This is a genomic window from Hahella sp. NS-SX17, assembly GCF_057367735.1.
Genome location: NZ_CM170632.1, coordinates 3,541,956 through 3,560,064 on the forward strand (window position 1 = coordinate 3,541,956; position 18,109 = coordinate 3,560,064).

The window sequence follows — 18,109 nt, forward strand, 5'->3', positions numbered from 1 at the left end:
AGAAGCCTTATCCACCTCGCGCGGCCGCAAACTCCGGGTAGAGAATAAAGTTATGGATAAGCAACGGAATCAGCCCGCCAAACATAATGACGGTGCTGACAACCAGGATATAACAGAGACAGATTTGAAACCTTGAAGCGTGAGCGCGAAAGTTAATGGTCTTTCTGTAAACGCTTTTCTGGTAATTGAACCGCCCATCCACAAACCTTTTGGCAAGCCCTTTAAGAGGCCTGCCTTTGTAAGGCTGCAGCAAAATGCCCGACACATAGTTGAATAGTCGAATCAGGAAACTGACATAGAAGATGCCTTTCTCCAGCGTGAACTCCTGAATCTCAAACTTCTTATCGAAAGGCCTGACGATGGAGAAATAAGCCACAGGCAACTGAATAAGCAGAATTGAGAACATGACCAGCGCCCAGATAAGCAGCCCGTAATGCCAATAGACGTTAGGGCTTAAAAAGAGCATTGAAGGAGGGGGCATGGGCGACTTTCGCGACTCAAAATGGCTAAGCGGTTAATTGTTTCGGGCTGAGGCAAACTCAGGGTAGAGAATAAAGTCATGTATGAGCAAGGGGATTGTTCCTACAAACAATATGACGGTGCTGACCAGCATGATATAGCACAGCGCGATTTGAAACCCGGAGGCATGGGCGCGAAAGTTAACCGTCTTTTTGTAGACACGTTCCTGATAGCTGAGACGTCCATTGACAAATCGCTGTGCGAGTCCTTTCAGAGGCCGATCTTTATAGGGCTGCACCAATATCCCCGCGACATAATTGAAAAGCCGCAGTAAAAAGCTGACATAGAAAATTCCTTTTTCCAGCGTGTAATACTTAATCTCAAACTTCTTATCGAAGGGCCTGACGAGCGTGAAATAGGCGGATTAACAATACTGAAAATAAAATCAGCCCCCAAAATACCCAATAGTAATGCCATAGTGGGTTTGGGCTGATGAGCAGCTCAGTCGGGGCGTTAGCCAATATGTGTGCTCCTGTCAAAATGTGCGGCAGCTTTTGGCGTCTCACAACCAGCGCGGATTTATATAAGTCAGGTAGACAAATAGTTCCCGTCTATTTGTCTGCAACGACAGGGCCTGCACAGGTCAGGCTCTGTCTCCCGAAGCCTGCCGCCGCATTCACGCGTCTGGATATTAAAATATCATTGCCATGTTACTTACTCATGCGAGACCTGTTAAACACAGAGTATCGAAGGAAGTCTTGAGGGTTGTGGAGCTTTATCCACCCCGCGCGGCCGCAAACTCCGGGTAGAGTATGAAATTATGAATGATCAGGGGAATCACGCCGACGATCATCACGATGGTGCTGGCGATCAGAATATAGCTCAGAGCTATTTGAAGGGAATTGGCGGAGGATCGCATATTAATTCTCTTTTCGTACAGCCTGTCCTGATATTCAAACTTGCCATCAATGAGCCTCTTGGCGATCGGGTTGGAAAGCTTGCCGCGATAAGGCTCAAATACAATCCCGTGAACGTAATTGGTCAGGCGGACAACAAAGCTGCCATAGAAAATGCCTCTCTCAAGAATGATGTTTTTCATTTCAAACTTCTTGTCGAAAGGCCTGACCAAAGCGACGTAGGCCAGTGGCAGCTGAATGAGCAACACGGAAAATAGCACCAACATCCAAAATACCCAATAGTAATGCCATAGTGGGTTTGGGCTGAGGAGCAGCTCATGGGAACTGTCAGTCAATATACGCTCCCCTTTAATTCGAGCAGACAGGTTGCGGTTTCTATTTGCCTGGTAAGGTGGGGCATAATTATGTGAAATCCAATCATCCTTCAATTTACTCCTTAGACTTGTTATTGCGGAGGCGCATTCAAGCGTCTAGCCAGCAATAGACAAATAAATGCATCCCAATAAAATAAACTATTTTCACTGAGCAGGTATAGACGCTGAGTCGGAAGTGATAAAGGCGGAATTTTACCAATCAGCGCAGCGGAGGATGGACATGATCTGTATTGACGCTCTGGCATGTCGCTCTCGTTCTGGAAAGGCTGCGTCCAGCCCTACACGAGAAAGTAGGGCTGGAGAGAACTGGCTCGGTTACGCCCTTGCAACGTTCTCTGCCGCTAGCGACGCGGCGGACTTTCCGTATGTGTTAACCCACGCCCAGTCTTTTGCCGTGAAATTTATGGGGACTCGGTCCGCCCCGTGGAATGGTTTGAAAGGACCGCTTTTAACCGAGGCGCTCCAGCCTTCTTTTTGTGCGTAAATGGAGTAACACCACGCCAGAATAACAATGCGGTTTTCTGATAACTGTTTCTTAATTTCGGTGGTTAACAGATTAACGGTATTATGATGACCATTGCCAACATCTATAACCTTAATGTTAATATTAGGGTTGCTTACTTTAAGCCTGTCTCGTGTATCCTTATCGCCTTGAGGGTTAATTGAACTGTCATTCTGACTTAAAGGGTTTCTATTAACAAACCTGTTATTTACCACCAATTGGCCCAATTGATCGCCATGTCTGCCTGTTAATACACTGAAGTTATTCTGACCTTTCTTATGTAAATAATGCGCGATGCTTTCCCAGGAGCAATCTCCTGTAAAGCTTGCTGAGACATAAAGATTGCCAAGTATGATCCATGGACAATCCTCCCATGGGCTTAGTGTGTTCCATATAACGCTGGGAGTTAACTGACTGGTGCTTTTGATGAATCTGGCCATTTTAATCTTCCTCAATGGGTTAAGCTGATATTGTTTTTTGATGCTTAATATAATTATTAGTATTCGCTGAGTACTTCTGACCTGGTAAGCGGTAGAAATATAATTTTCCCCTCAAGGATTTTTTGACCTCAAATGTAATATTGCTGAGGCGACGGCGACTCCGGGAAGCACCTGATGAATATGCCCCGGTCGAAGCAAGGCGTAGACCTTAGTTGCAACAGGTTGAACAGCCCGTGGAGCGCTTCAGAGGCGCTCATTTTGCCTGTGACTGAGCTTTTTCTAGGCCGCCCGCACGGCAGTGCATTTCGGATAAGCGCTGCAGCTGAAGAACTCGCGGCCGGCGCTGGGGCCTTTTTTGATTCGGCGGCTGACCATCTGTGCGCCGCATTGGGGGCAGATTCTGATTCTGTTTGCGGGCTTGTGTTCGTTGGCGTCGGCGATGCGCATGACGGGAAGTGGCGTGGAGGTCTGCGTTTCCTCTTGCTGGGTTATGCGTTGCATGGCGCTGTTGAACCAAGAGGTTTGCACTAGGGCGATAAGGGCCGCCAACGGGGCTAAAAACCAGAATTCGAGCACCAGCTCAAGCGCTAATGAAGTGTCCATGTTGCTTCCTGCTTTTATCTTTCCGGATTGTTTTTGTTTTGGGGAAGTATAGCCCATCGACGCGGGGCTGGGCGGCGTCGGCCAGGGGAGCCGTAGTTATTACGGTATGGATAATGAGATGTACAAAATATGATCTTTTCTTGAAGGCTTCGCTTATTCATTCACGCCTATAATGATAATCGGCTCATGCTGTTTCGTTGACGCCGAAGGAGCAACCTTTCTCACTGCAAGGAGTGTGTCCCATGGCCAAAACCCACAAGCAAATCATCGAAGCGATCGCCCAGCGTATGTATAAGCGTCGTCTGCGGGAGGCGAACACCAATAAAAGCGGTTTCACAATGTGTTACGCCGTATCCACGGCTACTGGCCGCTGCTATGTCGGCTACAACATGGCGGAATTGAATACGACAGACTGGGGAACTGGCGGGTGTGCGGAAAACCGCGCGGCTTATCTGGCGATGGCCTATGGCGAGGCGCTGGAAAACATGGTGTTTTTCGCCTTGAATGACAACAGCGAGTATTTTAACGCCTGTAGTGATTGCCAGCGCTGGCTGTGCGGCGTCCATCCCGGGCGGGGATTTCTGAAAAACCAGAGCCAGGAGTGGATGATTTGTACGACTCGATATCAGCCCTCATCAGGCGCTTATGTAGATATCCCGCTGACGGACCGAGAACAGGAAACGCTGTTTGCGGCGGGGGATGAGATCGATGCTGACTCCCATGAATTTTACAGGGATATCCGCTACAGACAGGGCTGATCCGCTTAGTTTTTCGGATCATATTTTCCAGCCAGCAGGTCCGACATGTAACGGTCATAGAGTCCCTCTGCGCGGACCTGCTTGAGTCCTTCGTTAAATATCTGCATCAGACGTACGGAGTCTTTGTGGATCTTCGGGAACAGCAAGCTCATACGTGACGTCGCGAGAGGTTTGGGGTTGTACGTTATGGATTCTCTGATCGCTTTCGGGAACTTCTGTCGTAGCAGCGTCATGCCAGCGACCGGACCCATCAGACACAGGTCAATGCGGTTCAGCGCCAACATATTGAAGTTCTGTTCATCCTCCGGGACGGTGCTGACTCGCAACATGCCCGACTCCGCCGCCATCCAGAATTCTTTGGTATAGGTATAACCAATCGTGGCGCCGATACTGTACGGCCGCAGATCGTCGAGAGAGTCCCATTTGTCCAGTGGCGTGGACTTTAGATGAAAGAAAACAATGTCTTCCTCCGCCAGAGGATCGCTACAGTAGAAGTCTTTTTCCCGCTTTTCACTGCATGTCCAATAGGACGCGGCGTGATGCCGGCCCTGCCGCGCCTGCTCATAACTGCGTGCCCAAAGGAAATATTCGAAGGTGACGTCGACGCCCTGGCGCTTAAACGCTTCTGTAATGATATGACTGACAAAGCCGCCATGAGGGTCCTCCTGAGACGTCCAGGGAATGTATTCGCCGGTGGCGATGGAAATCGTTTCCCCAGCCTGGGCGGTGGCGCAAATGCAGCCTAGGGAGAGCGCCAAAATAAGCGAGCATAGTGCGCGCAGTCTTAACGGAACGCGTTGCTTCGAGGCAGGCTGCAAAATCAGAGTGTTCATGTTGGCGCTTACTTTTAATCAGGCAGACAAACAGCTTCTCTATTTATCTGCAACGACAGGGCCTATGTATGAGGCTCTGGATTGTTTACGTAAGAATTAGTCTAGTTAATTTTTATAGCGTCATGATTGCGCATAGGATGCTTTTCCACCAATTTGCTGACTTGGACAAGATATTGAAGATAGCTGGCGCCCAATTCGGGGCTGAAGTGGTTGGCGTCCTGCCATAGCTTGGGCTTATTCAAGAATTCCCGGTCATATACCTCCGAGTAGGACACCAGGCGGTTTTGCTCCCCTAACGTGCGCTCTATATCCGTCATGAGTTGGTCTACATCCTTGGGGCTCAGAAGGTCAGGGTGGACGGGAGGGATAAAAAGAATAACGTTGGTTTTTGCGCTTGCTTTCTTTTGTATCCGTTTGATTGTCAAAGCGATGCTGTAAGCATACTGCGAGATATTGCGATATTGACGATACACCCTTTTGTCAAACATGCTCACTTCGGTAAAGAAAGTGTCAATCGAGCCTGGCTGGCCGCAATCAAACTTGGCCGGAGGGCTTGATCTGAACTTATCCCGCAGCGCCTGAAAAGAAATGAAAAACGTTCTCAGGCTGATCAATTTAGCGATCAGATCCTTTTGCGTGGTCAGTAATTGTTCGGGCGGAGTGTAAGGAAGAGCCTCGACCAGAACAGCGTCAAACTTATTCAGACTTACCGCATAATCGATTAGGTATTCAGTCTGTGCGGAGGTAATGCTGCTGACGCCTATGTTGAGTACGGTGTTAAGTGAGCAGGTGTCAAAGCCTCTCATTACTCGGGAAGATCCTATCAGCACTTTGGTGGCTGAGGTTTTGGCCAGCGCGGTTTGTATGTCTTCGAAAATCAGCCGCGTATTGATTTCGTCATAGATGGCAGGCTCGTCCGCGACCGTCGTCACCCATCCCAGACCCAGCGGGTCCATAAAAATATTCACCGGTATGACTACAGCGTAAAAGAGGACGGCGACACAGAGGATGCATTTCATGTAGCGGGTCACTGGTTACCCGCCATAGCTGAAGCTGGAGCCGTTATTGGCGAAGGAGAGAGACAGGCACAACAAGACTCCTGTAGCAATGGCGGCGCGCATGCGATTATTCCAGCGCGCTTTGCCGTCGTTCGCACTATTGTTTTCCAGCAAACCGAATATTTGCATGGAGTTAGGGAAATAGAAGGTCATCACGGTGACGATCAGGATATGCAGCGTGCTTAGGTCCGGCGATAACGTCGGTTGCGTGATTTCATATCGATTAACCGTTGTGAGCGTTGGGAAAAAGCTGTAGTACTCGATCCACTCACCGTGAAAGTAGCCTGAGAGAAAAGCAAGTCTGTCTGATACGAAAAGGGTCGGATTATGGGTAAACGTATTGGTTATGGATCGAACTATTTCAAAATCAGGATGGGTGAACTTGATTGCGCAAAGACAAATAAAAGTGAGTAGAACTACTCTTGAGAGCACGTTTGGAGAGTAGGATGACGGCGCCTTTCGCTTTTTAAACAAGAACGTTGACGACTCAACGCACACAATAGTAAGTGCGACGCCCAGACTGATCGCCACAGTGACGATATCTGGAGCGTGCCAAACTCCAACCACGCCAAAAGAGCAAAAGACCGCCCCTGCCCAGGCAAAAAGATAGCGTGTATTAAGGTTTTTGATGCGGGTGTTTTTTAGTCGAAGAAAAACCGGTTGAAAAACATACTGTCTGACAAACGCCATGAAGCTCATGTGCCAGGACATAACATACTGTTGCGGTGTTTTGGCTTTGAGAGGCGAGTTAAAATTGACAGGGAGACGAACGCCGAAAAGCAGGGCGATGCCGATGGCCATATCAGAGTACGCAGAGAATACATAGTAGAAGCTCAGCATCCCGCCCCAGAAAATGTATAAAAGCTCTGATATGGAGAAATAGGTTTCCGGATTGATGCGACTGATCTGCAACAATGCGCCAGACATGCTTTCAATAGGGTCAGCGACCAGTGTTTTCTTGGCCAGACCAAGTATGAACAGGCTTACTCCCAGGTCTTTGTGGTACGGAGAGACAGGGGGGGAGTTCCCTGGCTGCAGCTGCCCCATCATGTCCTTATAAGTGATGATAGGGCCGGAGGCGAGGGTGGCGAAGAAAAAGGAGAAGAACAGGTAATCGCCAACCTGAACCGGCTTCACCTGCCCGCTGGCGGAATCCACGATCGCAGTAATTTGCTGCAGCGAATAGAACGCCAGACCCAGGGGGAGCAGAAGAGATTCGGCGAGCTCTCCGCCAAAGTTTACGGTTCCGCCAAATACTTTATAAAAGAAGAGGGGCGTAAGACTCAGCATTACCCCGGCCAGCTTATAACGCCTTTTCCTTTCAGGGTTGGCCTCCATACCTCGAATCAGATTGAAGTTGAGCAGAACAACGGTGAGCAGGATGACAAACGATACCCAGTCCGCGATGGCGAGAAACAGCATTGACGCAACAGCGACGCTCAAACGGGCGTAGGCGGGGGCAATTTTTCTGCACAAGGAGAAGAGGCAGAGGATCGCCGGAAACACCAGGAGGTAAAAAGTAAGGTAGGAGATTTTCATCTCTGCCGGATCTACCCCTTTTTCTGGATGTAATGAGCGTCCAGGAGAACCGCGTCCAAGCCTGTGGACATGAGCACGGCGATAGCGTCGTGGGCCGAATGGATAATCGGCTTGCCCATCACATTGAAACTGGTGTTTAAGAGCACAGGCGTTCCGGTTATTTCTGCAAAGGCGTGCAACAAGCGATGAAACCAGGGGGACAGGGTGGAAGAGACGCTTTGCAGGCGCCCGCTTCCATCATTGTGTACGACGGCGGGCGCGATAGCGCGCTTTTCCTTCTTCCAGTGCAGCGCGAATGACATGTAAGGGGACGGGTGCGCATCGTCGAACCAGTCCTGAATGAGCTCTTCGGGGATAGCTGGCGCGAACGGACGAAAGGACTCTCTACCCTTGATGATGGCGTTAATCCTGTCTTTCATTTCAGCGCTTCTGGGATCAGCCAGAATCGACCGATTTCCTAATGCGCGAGGACCGAACTCCGCTCTCCCCCGCGCTACGCCGATGACTTTTCCTGCAGCGAGCTCATTGGCGATCAGCTTCGCATGGTCATCAGGGAGCGTCGTGACGGTCAGCCCGGAGTAACGCGAAATTGCTTCGATGTCCGATGAGGCGATGGTTGAACCAAGGTAAGGCGAGGCGCGCCCACTGGGTAAGCGGCGCGCGTTATTGTCCTCAGCCCAGGCGAGAATCGCGGCCCCCAACGAATTGCCGTCATCCGCCGGAGCGGGCGGCGCATGAACTTGCTCGAACCCGTGCCGCCGCCGGATGCGCCCATTATAGAGCGAATTGAGCGCACAGCCGCCTGACAGTAACAGGTTGGCGGCGTTGGGAAACTGTAATTTGATGTCATCAAGAACCTGGTCGACAAGCTCTGTATAAGCCTGCTGCGCGGACATGGCGAGTCGAGCCTGACTTAGAATGGTGTCTTCAGGTTTTCTGGCCAGGCGCTGCAGGGATGAGACGACCCGCTTGATCTGGTCTGCCTCAGATAATTGCAGCCGGCCTGACTCGATCTGAATGATGGACTTGATGTCGGCGACAAGGCGCTCGTCCGCTTCCCCGTAGGCCGCCAGCCCCATCACTTTCCATTCTTCGCCATGGCGTGTGCTGAAACCGCATAACTCCGTCAACCAGCCGTAGAGAGCGCCCAGACTGCCGGGGCCCCATGAGCGCCACGCTCTTTTCAGTACGCCGTCGTTTAGCTCAAATAAGCTGGCGGCGCCCACTTCACCCTCGCCATCCAGCACCAGGCATAGCCCATCTGTGAATGGCGATGAGTATAATGCGTTGGCGGCGTGACACTTGTGATGATCATAGTGACCGATGTCGCCGAGCACTCGCCCTCCCAGCGCCATTCTACAGTGATTGCCGGCTCTGGCTTGAACATAGCCTTGCTGATGGCGAATCCACTCGCCCAGTGAGGCCGGCAGCAGGGCGTCGGATATTTGCACAGGCAAGTCTTCTTTAGCTGCTTTCCAGCTAGTAGCGACGACAAACTCCGCTTTGTCATCCCGGGCGAGCAAGGGCTTCAGGACGCTTTCAATATGGCTGATATGATCCGGCATGACGCCCCAGGCTCTTTTGTCCTGCAGGAACCGCTCAGTCGCCTCCGCGAAGATGACCTGTCCGTCCCGGTCGACGACGCTAAAGGAAGGGTCATGACCTGACGTGGACAGACCGATGTAGTAGCGACTCATACAGGCTGAGCCATCTTTAGCAATGCGTCCGCCACTTCATTGGCGGTGCGGTACTCGAACATAAGAATCGGTTCAATCTCAATCCCGAAATGGTCTTCCAGGCGTCCGCAGATCAATACCGCGTATAGGGAGTCAACGCCAACGGAAGCCAATGGCGTCTCGCCAGCAAGTTGTTCCCGGGACGTTTTGGTCAGTTCAGATACGCGATCAAGGATGAAGCTTGCGATATATTTTTTTTCCAGTTTCATTTATCTGGGCTCACAATTAATGACGTTAGTGATCTGGCGATATGATTGTTCTCGTCATACTGCTTCTCGACGACTCGCAAATAGGGAAATTGACGTAAAAACCTTGGAATGAACTCGCCGATGATGCGTTTGGATAATGGCGCGCCAATACAGAAGTGCGCGCCATGTCCGAAACTGTAGTGCCGCAAACGTTGGTCCGGCGGCTCAATTTCTGTCAGAGCGGCTCTTGCGATATCGATCATGACCGTATCGCCTGGGCGGATGTCGACTGCGCCGATTCTCCGCGGCTGCGCCGCAACGCGGTGTATGAAACGGGGGGCGGCGCCTTGATGAAGAAAGTAAGGCAGGCGCTCCAGCAGCTGCGCGTACCCGGAGGGAGAGGGCGCTCCGTTCCGGTACAGAACTTCGATCATGTTGCACAGCGTTTGCGCTAATGGCGCGACTGCGGCGTACAGGGTAATGACAAGAGCGATTTTCTCTTCATGAGATAACGAGGTTTCACTATCCGCCATGAGGTTCGCCAACATGCCGTTCGGCGGTGAGCCATCTTCAAGTTGCTGCTGAATCTGTCGGGTCAGCCATTCCAACTCACTATTGATTTTCGACAGGTTATTCAGGGACAACATTGGCTCGATCAGACGTTGTAGAACCATGGCCAGACGATCGAACTTGTCGCTCTCGGCGGGGCGCAGACCCAGAATTGGTTTGATAATCAGGGTGAAAACCGGTTTGCCTATATGCTGGACAGCGTCGAAAGCGGTATCTGGCAAGCTCTCTAAAATGACGCCGGTCTGTAAGCAAATAATTTCATCCAGCTCTTTCAACGCCTGGCCGCTCAGGTGGCGAAGGCAGATTTCTCTTAACAGCTTGTGCTTTTCTCCTTCCAAAAAGAAAGGCGAGTTGTCGACATACAGCTTCAGATAACGCAGGTTCACTGTAGAGTGTGCTTCCAGCTTGCGCAGGAAGCCTGGCAGATCCGGAACGTGGAAAGCTTTGTCTGATAAAACTTTCGCAGCATCGTGGTAACCGTCAAGAATGACGATGCCGTTTTTGTTTTCAAACTTACTTCTGCGAACTAACGTCTCTTCATCAGCAAACATAAGCGGGAATACTCGCTGGTCGTTTGGCGAAAGTGGAGTTTTTGTACCGCACTGCCTCTGGATCAATGTCGATTCGCGCCAGCGTGGAATAAATAATCGGAATAACGGCGCTGAGCGTCACTTTGGCGAGATTCGCTCCAGGACAGCGATGGCTGCCGCCGCCAAAGGCGATGTGACGACAATGCCTGCTGCGCTCCAATCCAGAAAATTGATTATCGGGGTAATAGCTGGGATCGCGGTTCGCGGAGGGAACATGAATGAAAACCTGGTCCGCCATTGCGACGGAAAGGCCGCTGAACTGGACTGGCTCTTTGGCGACGCGGGTCAGGTATTCCGTGGAGGCGCATAGTCTGATCATCCCCTCTATGTGATCTTCAACCCATTGAGGATCGCCCATCAGATCATGGCGGAAAGAGTTTTCTCTGCTGTTTTCGAGCATAACGCCAGCCAGCGTCTCTGTGGTGGTCCGCGACGCAATCACCAGCGTCGACATTAAAATTAGCAGTTCTTCCTGGTCCAGCGCGTCGCCGTGTTGCTGCATGGCGAACAGTATTCCGGGCTTGAGGGTGCGCCATTGCCCGCCAATCATGTCGCGTAATCCAAGGAAAGCGCTTTGTACTTCTTTCAGACGCCTTATCGGCAATAAAGGTTCTGTAATGGCGGCGGTTTTATCAATCAGAGCAAGGAACTCGGCTCGGTCAGGGATATCAAGCCCAAACAGGGCCCCCGTCATCTCAATGAATAGGGGGTCGCACAGGTCGTTGATCAGGTCCACCTGCGACTTGAGTTTCAGCTGCTGTAGCCGCTCTCTCGTGGCGGCGAGCAGGCAGGGCTTATCCATGATGGTCAGTCCTTGCTGCAAAGATGCGAGCGCCACCTTCTTCAAAGCAAGGTGCGACGCGCCATCTATGAAGGACAGCATGGCGCGTACGACCCTGAGAAGGTAGGAAAAGTCCTCTCCGCTCTCTTTGTTCAGTTTTTCCACATAATCCTGGATGGAAAACGCAGCCAGTTTTTTATGGCTTAAGAGCTTGAGGGCCAATTCCTGACTTTGGACTGCCGCATTCCTCATACCGCCTGTTCCGAGTAACTGCGTCGAACCAGGTCGGCCTGTACTTTGCCGCTTGACGTCCGTGGCATTGAGCCTCGAGGGAGAATGGAGACATCCAGGAGGCTGACGCCAAACTCATCAAACACCTGCTGCTTGATCAGGGCGACTTTCTCTTGATCGAATTCAGCGGTTTTGTTCTTGGTTTCTATCAACATCGTCAACCTGTGATCCGGCTCCCGTTTGTAGAGCACACAGGCATTGGGGTTCAATGTGTTGATGATGCTCGTTGCGTTCATGGCCAAATCGTTGGTGAATACGTTTTTTCCGTGAACCACCACCATGTCTTTTTCACGACCGGTGATAAACAGGTAGTTATCCTTGATGAAACCAATGTCCCCCGTATCCAGCCAAGATCTTCCGTTTTCCTCGAATGCGGGCAATTCAGCGTTGACATAGCCTTCCGTGACGCTATCGCTGCTGATATAAATCTTGCCGGTTTCTCCGGGCGCATTCTCCTTCCCGCCTTCGCTCGAGAGTATTCTTATGTGATCAAATGCGCGACCGAGATAGCAGCCCTCGCACGTAGTGAGCGCATTGCTGCGCTGGGCGAATATCTCCGGTAAGTCTTCCCAGACTTTTTCACCGCCAACGTACAACGTGCTTTCGGCGAGCCCGTAACAGGCAAGGACGGAGCGAGGGTGTAAACCGGCTACGCTGAATCGCTTCCTGACATTCTCAAGTAGCTGATGCGGCACATAGTCTGCGCCGCAGTAAGCCGCCTGCCAGCACGAAAGATCCAGCCCGTTGAGGAAGTCATCGGGCGCGATGTCCAGGCACAACTGGTAAGCGAAGGCGGGTCCGCCACTGATTGCGGCGCGGTACTTGCTGATCGCGGCCAGCCAGCGCAATGGCTGTTTGATGAAGTCGACAGGGCTCATCAGGATGCATTGCATACCCGACATAAGCGGATAAATGATGCTCCCGAACAGTCCCATATCATGGTAGTGAGGAAGCCAGGACAACATGTTCTTTTCTGCGGCGAAGCGCCATTTTTCCGCAGAAATGCGCTGGTTCGCGAGAATGTTTTTCTCAGAGACTTTGACGCCTCTCGGCGCTTTGGTCGAGCCGGAGGTGTACTGGATGATGACGGGCGTATGGGGAGAGGTAAACGGCGAGATCGCTGGCTCCTGTATGGGCGTGTCTGGCTGTTTTTCGACCTCGCTTGCATCAACTGGAATATGGATTAATTGAAGCTGTGCATCGTCTGACGTTTCTTGTTGAAAATACGCCAGCGTATTGGCGTCGCAGATAATGTGGCGCGTATGGCTGTCACTCAGGATCGCCTGCAATCTGGCCATTTCTTTCGTGGAACGGGGCGCCGGTACGGGAATCGCCGTTATGCCGGAGAATATGCACCCCAGCAGCGCCACGACAAAATGACAACCGGGCTCCATGGAGAGCAATGCGGTGTGCGCGCCATTCATGGCAACGCGCAGATGGTCTGCATATTGGGTGCTCTCGGTGAGCAACCGACGGGGAGAATAGCGGGTGTCCCCAAGCTCTCCGCCTTTGTTCAGATAGGTCAGAATGTACTCTTGCGGGCTGCTCTTAAGCGCCTCGACGAGTAAAGTCGCTACGGATTTTTCTTGATTGCTATGAAGCGTTTGATCGTCCATGAAGGTCCCTTGAAAAAGTTTGTTGTTATACTTGACTGCCTTCTTATGACTTCTGCAAATAAATCGTAGCGCCCCTTTTGGGATTCTTCCACTTGGTCCGTATAAAAAAAGCAATTGAAGCAGCCCATAGGCGTACGCCACCAGGTGTCAAATTAGCTCGGATCGTTTTGGCGGACGGGCGAGATGCAGAGGCGGGTATCTGAAACGACCTGCTGAGCAGGGGCGCTTGTCTTGGTGCTAGAGAGACGTCTTCAACTTCTCAGGGTCTTCTTTAACTTCGCGTAGTCTTTTTTTAACTTCATTTCCAGCAACTCGCTGATGGTCACGCCTTCTGCTTTGGCGAGGGCGCTGACGATCTGGTGCGCCATGACGCTGAGGTCGACGCCGCGGGTGGGGACGGCGGTTCCTCTGCGCTTTTCCCGGCGCAGGCGGGCGGCGCGGATGGCGTTTTTCATGGCGTTCCACTCTCGGGATGTCATCCACTTTTCACACCATGCGTTAAGAGAACTGCGGCTGGCGGCCTGGGTCAGTTCTTTGGCTGCGCGCTTGCGGCGCTCCGGGGAGGCGGCGGCGTCCCCGCCGGGAAAAGCGGCGTCTCGGAACTTGTTGTCGATCCAGCGTCGGGCGTATTCGTAATCCAGCGCTTGAATGTCGTACTTCTTTCGCATTGTGAAGGTCCGCTTGAATTTTGCTCATTTTCCAATATGTTACCTGGTAACGCAATTGATTTATCTTAATACTTTAAACTACAACAATAATCCCCATTTATATCTCTGTTATGCTGAATACTATGAACTTGGCAATGATTTTGGCGTGTTCATAATCAGGCGCATGGATGCGACCAGCCGCGGGAGACAGGGCCTGTCCGGCCCTGTCGTTGCAGACCCATAGAAGGCGGACAATAGATGGACGCTATTTGTCCGCCTGAATTAATAAGGTTTGCTGACGTTGCGACGCAAGCGGTGGTGTGAAGCCTCATCAAACCATAGGGACGAAACTCTTTTCTTAGATTCAGGTGGTAATCGATCCAATGACAGAAGAACAATTCCTGATCGCCATCTCCGGCATGGAACTGGCCGATTCCAATCGTATTATCGCGCACGACTTGTTGGTCAAAGGCGTCCGCAGGAAGTTGATCGTGCGGCGCACGGGGCTATCGAATACCCGCATTGGCCAGATCGAAAAAAATGTGCTGGCCAACTACGCCAAGCGCCTGGAGGCGTTGGGGCTGGTGCGTGTAGAGGTGTTGGTGAGTCCTGAAAACGTGGCGCAGGTGAGGGCGATGGAGGAATTGGACCGTTCGCCCGCTGATTCCGAGGGCTTTGCTGAGGATGAGACACTGGAGGCGGCGACGCCCTGAGCTGCGTCTCAACGCCATAACGACTGCGCAGGCATACAAGACAGGATACGCAGGCATGCGAGGTATAGATATACTGAGCAAGCGCGCCTGCTGTCAGCGCGTTTATGGAATTTTCGCTGACTCACTTATGAAAGGTCGCAGGGAACCTCGTCATTTATGAAACTATTCACTTGTCCGGCATGCGGAAATCTTATCTATTTTGAGAATGTCGTCTGCACGCGTTGTGGCGCAACGCTTGGGTTTGCGCCGGGGGAAATGGTGCTTACGGCGTTTGTCCGGGAGGGAGAGGGCTCCCTCTGGCGTCGGGTGGATCATTCCGCCGGCCGATACAAAATGTGCTCTAACTACGCCAATCATGCTGTTTGCAACTGGATGCTGAGTGCGGAAGACGGCGCTGATTTGTGTATCGCCTGCCAACTCAACAGAACCATTCCTGACCTGAGCGTTCCAGAAAATATTCCTTTATGGCGCGCGCTGGAAACGGAAAAGCGCCGTCTGGCGTTTACCTTGCTGCGTCTGAGGCTGCCGTTGGTTCCCCGCAGCCAGGACGACGCAGGGTTGGCGTTTGATTTTCTGGCGGACCCCGATCCCAGTTTCAACGAACGCGGCAGAGTGCTGACCGGCCACGCTCAAGGCGTCATCACTCTGAACATTGCAGAGGCTGATCCGGCGGTGAGGGTTAGCATGAAGGAGCAAATGGGAGAGCCTTATCGCACGATTCTGGGACACTTTCGCCATGAGTCGGGACATTATTACTGGGACAGACTGATACAGGGTAGCGAGCGTCTGCCGGCGTTCCGCAGTCTGTTTGGCGATGAGAGCCAAAACTACAGCGACTCTCTTGAACGCCATTATCAATCCGGTCCGCCAGAAGGCTGGACTGCGCTTTTTGTCAGCGCCTACGCGAGCAGTCATCCCTGGGAGGACTGGGCGGAGACCTGGGCGCATTATCTGCACATGATCGACACGCTGGAGACGGCCTATCAGTTCGGTCTGATGATTCACCCCCGCGCCGGCAGCGACGCCAACATGGACGTGAGTCATGATTATGATCCGTACAATCAAACCGCTTTTTCTACCCTGATCGACCACTGGCTGCCATTGACCTTCGCTCTGAACAGTCTGAATCGGAGCATGGGGCATGCCCACGCCTACCCGTTTGTGCTGGGTCCCAAGGTGATGGAAAAGCTGGAATTTGTGCACCAGACCGTGCGTGAAGCGCGTACACAGGATTGAACCATATCTATTTGATGGATGCGTCAGGAGTGCAAAATGAAATCACAAACGCTTATCGCCGTCCGCGATGTCGCCGCCAGCAGCCGCTGGTATCAGACGCTGCTTCACTGCCAGAGCGGGCATGGCGGCGCGGAATATGAGCAGCTTGTGAAACAGGGTGACATGTTCATGCAACTGCACGCCTGGCATGCCCATGATCACCCCAATCTGGGCGACCCGGACGCCGCGCCCCATGGTTATGGCGTGCTGTTATGGTTTCAGGTGGATGAGTTTGATGACGCCGTGGCGCGGGCGAGGGAACTGCAAGCGGAAATACTGGATGGCCCTAAAGTGAATCCACGCGCCCAGCAGCGGGAAATCTGGTTACGCGATCCGGACGGCTACGTAGTGGTGCTGGCCAGCGCTCATGGCGATCTAGAATAGGCGCGACCAGCACGTTGGGCCAGTTCCTGCAATATCACGTGCTGGACGACGCCAACCATCTGCTGGAAATCCGGCCTCGCATTCAGGGCTGGTAAACGCCTTTGATTATCAGGGGATGGCGCGATGCGCAATACGACGCAGCTTCACCCTAAGTACAACTCACTAAGTCGTCGGAGCCGCAATTAATGGCGGTTCCTGACATTCTTGACTACTCTGTGCTGTGACCCTCCAAGGATGTTCAGGAGAATCGAACAAAAATAAATCTATGTTGTATCTACTTACCGTATAACTGGTTTGACGGTGTAAAAAGAATCAGTCAACACGATGTAAGTATCCAACCATCGTAAGGAGACTTCAGAATGAAAGGAGTAGACGCCTATCTCATAGCAGTAATAACCGCCGTAACGCTCACTGGCTGCGCTTCGCAGACCGCTCTCACCGAGCAGGCCGCCTACCAGCAATATCCCGCTCTGGAAGAATTAAGGAATCAGGTTGAGCAGGGCAAAACACAGAATCTCAACGTATTGTCGCCGCAGCGCTACAGCCAGGCCAGGAAATCGTATCAGGACGCGCTGCAGTGGGCCCAGGCCGATAACGCCAAAGCCACCGGCATCGCCAGACAGGGACTGGCCTCCATCAGCGAAGCCCGCACCAATGCGGATGTCGCCGCCTATAATCTCGAAGATGTTCTCAACGCCCGGCAAAAAGCACTGTCAGCCAATGCGGACAGAGTTATCCCCGAGACCTTCATGAAAGCGGAAGACGGTCTCGTCAAGCTCACCGGCATGATTGAAAAAGGCAATGTCGAAGACGCCAAGGCCGGACGCGCGGAAGTCGCGCGCCTGTACTCGAAGGCGGAGCTGGACGCGCTCAAGGGCAACATCGTGGACCGGGCCCGGGACGCGCTGGAGTCCGCCAGAAGCCGCGATATCGATGACTTGGCGCCGAAAACCATGGAACTGGCCCAGGAAGAGTACCAACTGGCGCTGAAAACGCTGGACGCCGACAGGACCGATACTGAGCGGGCGCAAAAACACGCGCAAAAATCGCTCTGGAACGTCATGCGGGCGGAGTATATCGCAGATACGGTCAAGTACTTCGATGAGTCCGATTACGACGAAGAAGATAAAGTACTGTGGTACCAGCAGCAAATGGCGAACGCCGCCAGGCCCATCAATCAACAGCTGCCTTTCGATCAGCCCAACAAAGAAGTCGTGCGTCAGGTCAATGCAGACATTCAAGGCCTGATGACGGACCGCGACTCCGCGTTACTGGCGCTGGAAAACGCCAAGACCCGGGAGATGCGGGCGGCGTCGGAAAAAAGTGAGCTGATGGCGCAACAGGAGCGGGAAGACAAGCGCAAGCAGGCTATCACCGCCAAATTCGCCGTGGTGCAGTCTCTGTTTACGGACAGGGAAGCGGACGTGTACAGACAGAAAGACAATGTGTTGATTCGCGCGCATGGCTTTAACTTCCCCTCCGGCAAAAGTGAAATTCAGGGAGAAAACTTCGCTCTGGTGAATAAAATCATCGAAGCGGTGAAAGAGTTCCCCAACGCCCGTGTTGTTGTATCCGGCCATACCGATAACCGCGGCTCCACAGAGCTGAATCAGGGGCTGTCGCAGCAGCGGGCGGAGGAAGTCGCCAAAATGCTGAAAGAGATTGGACGCATTCCATCCAATAAGGTCACTGCGATGGGGTACGGCGAGCAACGTCCGGTTTCCACCAATGACACGACGGAAGGACGCGCCGATAACCGCCGGGTGGAAGTATTGATCGTCAATGAAGGCGGCGTAGAACAGGTCTATTGATCCCTCCAGGGAGCGATGCGCACC

General features: G+C 52.4%; 18 protein-coding genes. 5 read left to right on the forward strand and 13 right to left on the reverse strand.

What is annotated here, in order from left to right:
- Positions 1-7 precede the first annotated feature (7 nt).
- The 4 genes from AC2IBB_RS15770 to AC2IBB_RS15785 all read right to left on the reverse strand — a co-directional run bounded on the left by AC2IBB_RS15770 (position 8) and on the right by AC2IBB_RS15785 (position 3,295).
- Entirely contained in the window at positions 8-481 is a 474-nt protein-coding gene (locus AC2IBB_RS15770; protein ID WP_486333787.1) for a hypothetical protein, read from the reverse strand.
- A gap of 753 nt (positions 482-1,234) precedes the next feature.
- A complete protein-coding gene (locus AC2IBB_RS15775; RefSeq protein WP_486333788.1) occupies positions 1,235-1,804 on the reverse strand; it encodes a hypothetical protein in 570 nt (189 codons plus the stop codon).
- Between the two features lie 261 nt (positions 1,805-2,065).
- Positions 2,066-2,692 carry a hypothetical protein gene (locus tag AC2IBB_RS15780; protein ID WP_486333789.1) on the reverse strand — a complete coding sequence of 209 codons (627 nt, stop codon included), beginning with the start codon at positions 2,690-2,692 and terminating at the stop codon, positions 2,066-2,068.
- 279 nt (positions 2,693-2,971) lie between these two features.
- A complete protein-coding gene (locus tag AC2IBB_RS15785; RefSeq protein WP_486333790.1) occupies positions 2,972-3,295 on the reverse strand; it encodes a topoisomerase DNA-binding C4 zinc finger domain-containing protein in 324 nt (107 codons plus the stop codon).
- Between the two features lie 242 nt (positions 3,296-3,537).
- Between AC2IBB_RS15785 and AC2IBB_RS15790 the strand changes: the two genes are divergently transcribed.
- Positions 3,538-4,053: a hypothetical protein gene (locus AC2IBB_RS15790; protein WP_486333791.1), complete on the forward strand. Its 516-nt coding sequence runs from the start codon at positions 3,538-3,540 to the stop codon at positions 4,051-4,053.
- Between the two features lie 5 nt (positions 4,054-4,058).
- On the opposite strand, the gene AC2IBB_RS15795 is transcribed toward AC2IBB_RS15790, so the two are convergent.
- The 9 genes from AC2IBB_RS15795 to AC2IBB_RS15835 form a co-directional block, all read right to left on the reverse strand.
- Complete coding sequence (locus tag AC2IBB_RS15795; RefSeq protein WP_486333792.1) at positions 4,059-4,886, reverse strand: substrate-binding periplasmic protein; 828 nt, start codon at positions 4,884-4,886, stop codon at positions 4,059-4,061.
- A 101-nt stretch (positions 4,887-4,987) separates the two neighbouring features.
- Positions 4,988-5,842, reverse strand: coding sequence for a hypothetical protein (locus AC2IBB_RS15800; protein WP_486333793.1), 855 nt, complete (start codon positions 5,840-5,842; stop codon positions 4,988-4,990).
- Between the two features lie 78 nt (positions 5,843-5,920).
- Positions 5,921-7,483 carry an MBOAT family O-acyltransferase gene (locus AC2IBB_RS15805; protein ID WP_486333794.1) on the reverse strand — a complete coding sequence of 521 codons (1,563 nt, stop codon included), beginning with the start codon at positions 7,481-7,483 and terminating at the stop codon, positions 5,921-5,923.
- Positions 7,484-7,494: 11 nt separating this feature from the next.
- Positions 7,495-9,180 carry a carbamoyltransferase family protein gene (locus AC2IBB_RS15810; protein WP_486333795.1) on the reverse strand — a complete coding sequence of 562 codons (1,686 nt, stop codon included), beginning with the start codon at positions 9,178-9,180 and terminating at the stop codon, positions 7,495-7,497.
- The gene (locus AC2IBB_RS15815) at positions 9,177-9,428 is read right to left on the reverse strand and encodes an acyl carrier protein (protein ID WP_486333796.1); all 252 of its coding nucleotides are present in this window, start codon (positions 9,426-9,428) and stop codon (positions 9,177-9,179) included. The genes AC2IBB_RS15810 and AC2IBB_RS15815 overlap by 4 nt, the downstream gene beginning before the upstream one ends.
- Entirely contained in the window at positions 9,425-10,528 is a 1,104-nt protein-coding gene (locus AC2IBB_RS15820; protein ID WP_486333797.1) for a hypothetical protein, read from the reverse strand. The genes AC2IBB_RS15815 and AC2IBB_RS15820 overlap by 4 nt, the downstream gene beginning before the upstream one ends.
- A complete protein-coding gene (locus AC2IBB_RS15825) occupies positions 10,518-11,600 on the reverse strand; it encodes a cytochrome P450 (protein ID WP_486333798.1) in 1,083 nt (360 codons plus the stop codon). Before AC2IBB_RS15825 ends, AC2IBB_RS15820 begins: the two co-directional genes overlap by 11 nt.
- Complete coding sequence (locus AC2IBB_RS15830) at positions 11,597-13,255, reverse strand: AMP-binding protein (RefSeq protein ID WP_486333799.1); 1,659 nt, start codon at positions 13,253-13,255, stop codon at positions 11,597-11,599. Before AC2IBB_RS15830 ends, AC2IBB_RS15825 begins: the two co-directional genes overlap by 4 nt.
- Positions 13,256-13,506: 251 nt before the next feature.
- Positions 13,507-13,923, reverse strand: a complete 417-nt coding sequence (locus AC2IBB_RS15835) for a hypothetical protein (RefSeq protein ID WP_486333800.1) — start codon at positions 13,921-13,923, stop codon at positions 13,507-13,509.
- A gap of 362 nt (positions 13,924-14,285) precedes the next feature.
- Here AC2IBB_RS15835 and AC2IBB_RS15840 point away from each other — a divergent pair, with 362 nt between their 5' ends.
- The 4 genes from AC2IBB_RS15840 (at position 14,286) to AC2IBB_RS15855 (ending at position 18,085) form a co-directional block, all read left to right on the forward strand.
- Complete coding sequence (locus AC2IBB_RS15840; protein WP_486333801.1) at positions 14,286-14,615, forward strand: transcriptional regulator KorA; 330 nt, start codon at positions 14,286-14,288, stop codon at positions 14,613-14,615.
- A gap of 156 nt (positions 14,616-14,771) precedes the next feature.
- Positions 14,772-15,851 carry a zinc-binding metallopeptidase family protein gene (locus AC2IBB_RS15845; protein WP_486333802.1) on the forward strand — a complete coding sequence of 360 codons (1,080 nt, stop codon included), beginning with the start codon at positions 14,772-14,774 and terminating at the stop codon, positions 15,849-15,851.
- Positions 15,852-15,887: 36 nt separating this feature from the next.
- A complete protein-coding gene (locus AC2IBB_RS15850; protein ID WP_486333803.1) occupies positions 15,888-16,274 on the forward strand; it encodes a VOC family protein in 387 nt (128 codons plus the stop codon).
- A gap of 359 nt (positions 16,275-16,633) precedes the next feature.
- Positions 16,634-18,085, forward strand: a complete 1,452-nt coding sequence (locus AC2IBB_RS15855; protein ID WP_486333804.1) for an OmpA family protein — start codon at positions 16,634-16,636, stop codon at positions 18,083-18,085.
- The last annotated feature ends 24 nt before the right edge of the window (positions 18,086-18,109 follow it).

Excerpts from the sequence above, each read along its gene's own strand:
- AC2IBB_RS15770 (WP_486333787.1), bottom strand. The coding sequence starts at position 481 with ATGCCCCCTCCTTCAATGCTCTTTTTAAGCCCTAACGTCTATTGGCAT.
- AC2IBB_RS15780 (WP_486333789.1), bottom strand. The coding sequence starts at position 2,692 with ATGGCCAGATTCATCAAAAGCACCAGTCAGTTAACTCCCAGCGTTATA.
- AC2IBB_RS15785 (WP_486333790.1), bottom strand. The coding sequence starts at position 3,295 with ATGGACACTTCATTAGCGCTTGAGCTGGTGCTCGAATTCTGGTTTTTA.
- AC2IBB_RS15790 (WP_486333791.1), top strand. The coding sequence starts at position 3,538 with ATGGCCAAAACCCACAAGCAAATCATCGAAGCGATCGCCCAGCGTATG.
- AC2IBB_RS15795 (WP_486333792.1), bottom strand. The coding sequence starts at position 4,886 with ATGAACACTCTGATTTTGCAGCCTGCCTCGAAGCAACGCGTTCCGTTA.
- AC2IBB_RS15800 (WP_486333793.1), bottom strand. The coding sequence starts at position 5,842 with ATGGACCCGCTGGGTCTGGGATGGGTGACGACGGTCGCGGACGAGCCT.
- AC2IBB_RS15805 (WP_486333794.1), bottom strand. The coding sequence starts at position 7,483 with ATGAAAATCTCCTACCTTACTTTTTACCTCCTGGTGTTTCCGGCGATC.
- AC2IBB_RS15810 (WP_486333795.1), bottom strand. The coding sequence starts at position 9,180 with ATGAGTCGCTACTACATCGGTCTGTCCACGTCAGGTCATGACCCTTCC.
- AC2IBB_RS15815 (WP_486333796.1), bottom strand. The coding sequence starts at position 9,428 with ATGAAACTGGAAAAAAAATATATCGCAAGCTTCATCCTTGATCGCGTA.
- AC2IBB_RS15820 (WP_486333797.1), bottom strand. The coding sequence starts at position 10,528 with ATGTTTGCTGATGAAGAGACGTTAGTTCGCAGAAGTAAGTTTGAAAAC.
- AC2IBB_RS15825 (WP_486333798.1), bottom strand. The coding sequence starts at position 11,600 with ATGAGGAATGCGGCAGTCCAAAGTCAGGAATTGGCCCTCAAGCTCTTA.
- AC2IBB_RS15830 (WP_486333799.1), bottom strand. The coding sequence starts at position 13,255 with ATGGACGATCAAACGCTTCATAGCAATCAAGAAAAATCCGTAGCGACT.
- AC2IBB_RS15835 (WP_486333800.1), bottom strand. The coding sequence starts at position 13,923 with ATGCGAAAGAAGTACGACATTCAAGCGCTGGATTACGAATACGCCCGA.
- AC2IBB_RS15840 (WP_486333801.1), top strand. The coding sequence starts at position 14,286 with ATGACAGAAGAACAATTCCTGATCGCCATCTCCGGCATGGAACTGGCC.
- AC2IBB_RS15845 (WP_486333802.1), top strand. The coding sequence starts at position 14,772 with ATGAAACTATTCACTTGTCCGGCATGCGGAAATCTTATCTATTTTGAG.
- AC2IBB_RS15850 (WP_486333803.1), top strand. The coding sequence starts at position 15,888 with ATGAAATCACAAACGCTTATCGCCGTCCGCGATGTCGCCGCCAGCAGC.
- AC2IBB_RS15855 (WP_486333804.1), top strand. The coding sequence starts at position 16,634 with ATGAAAGGAGTAGACGCCTATCTCATAGCAGTAATAACCGCCGTAACG.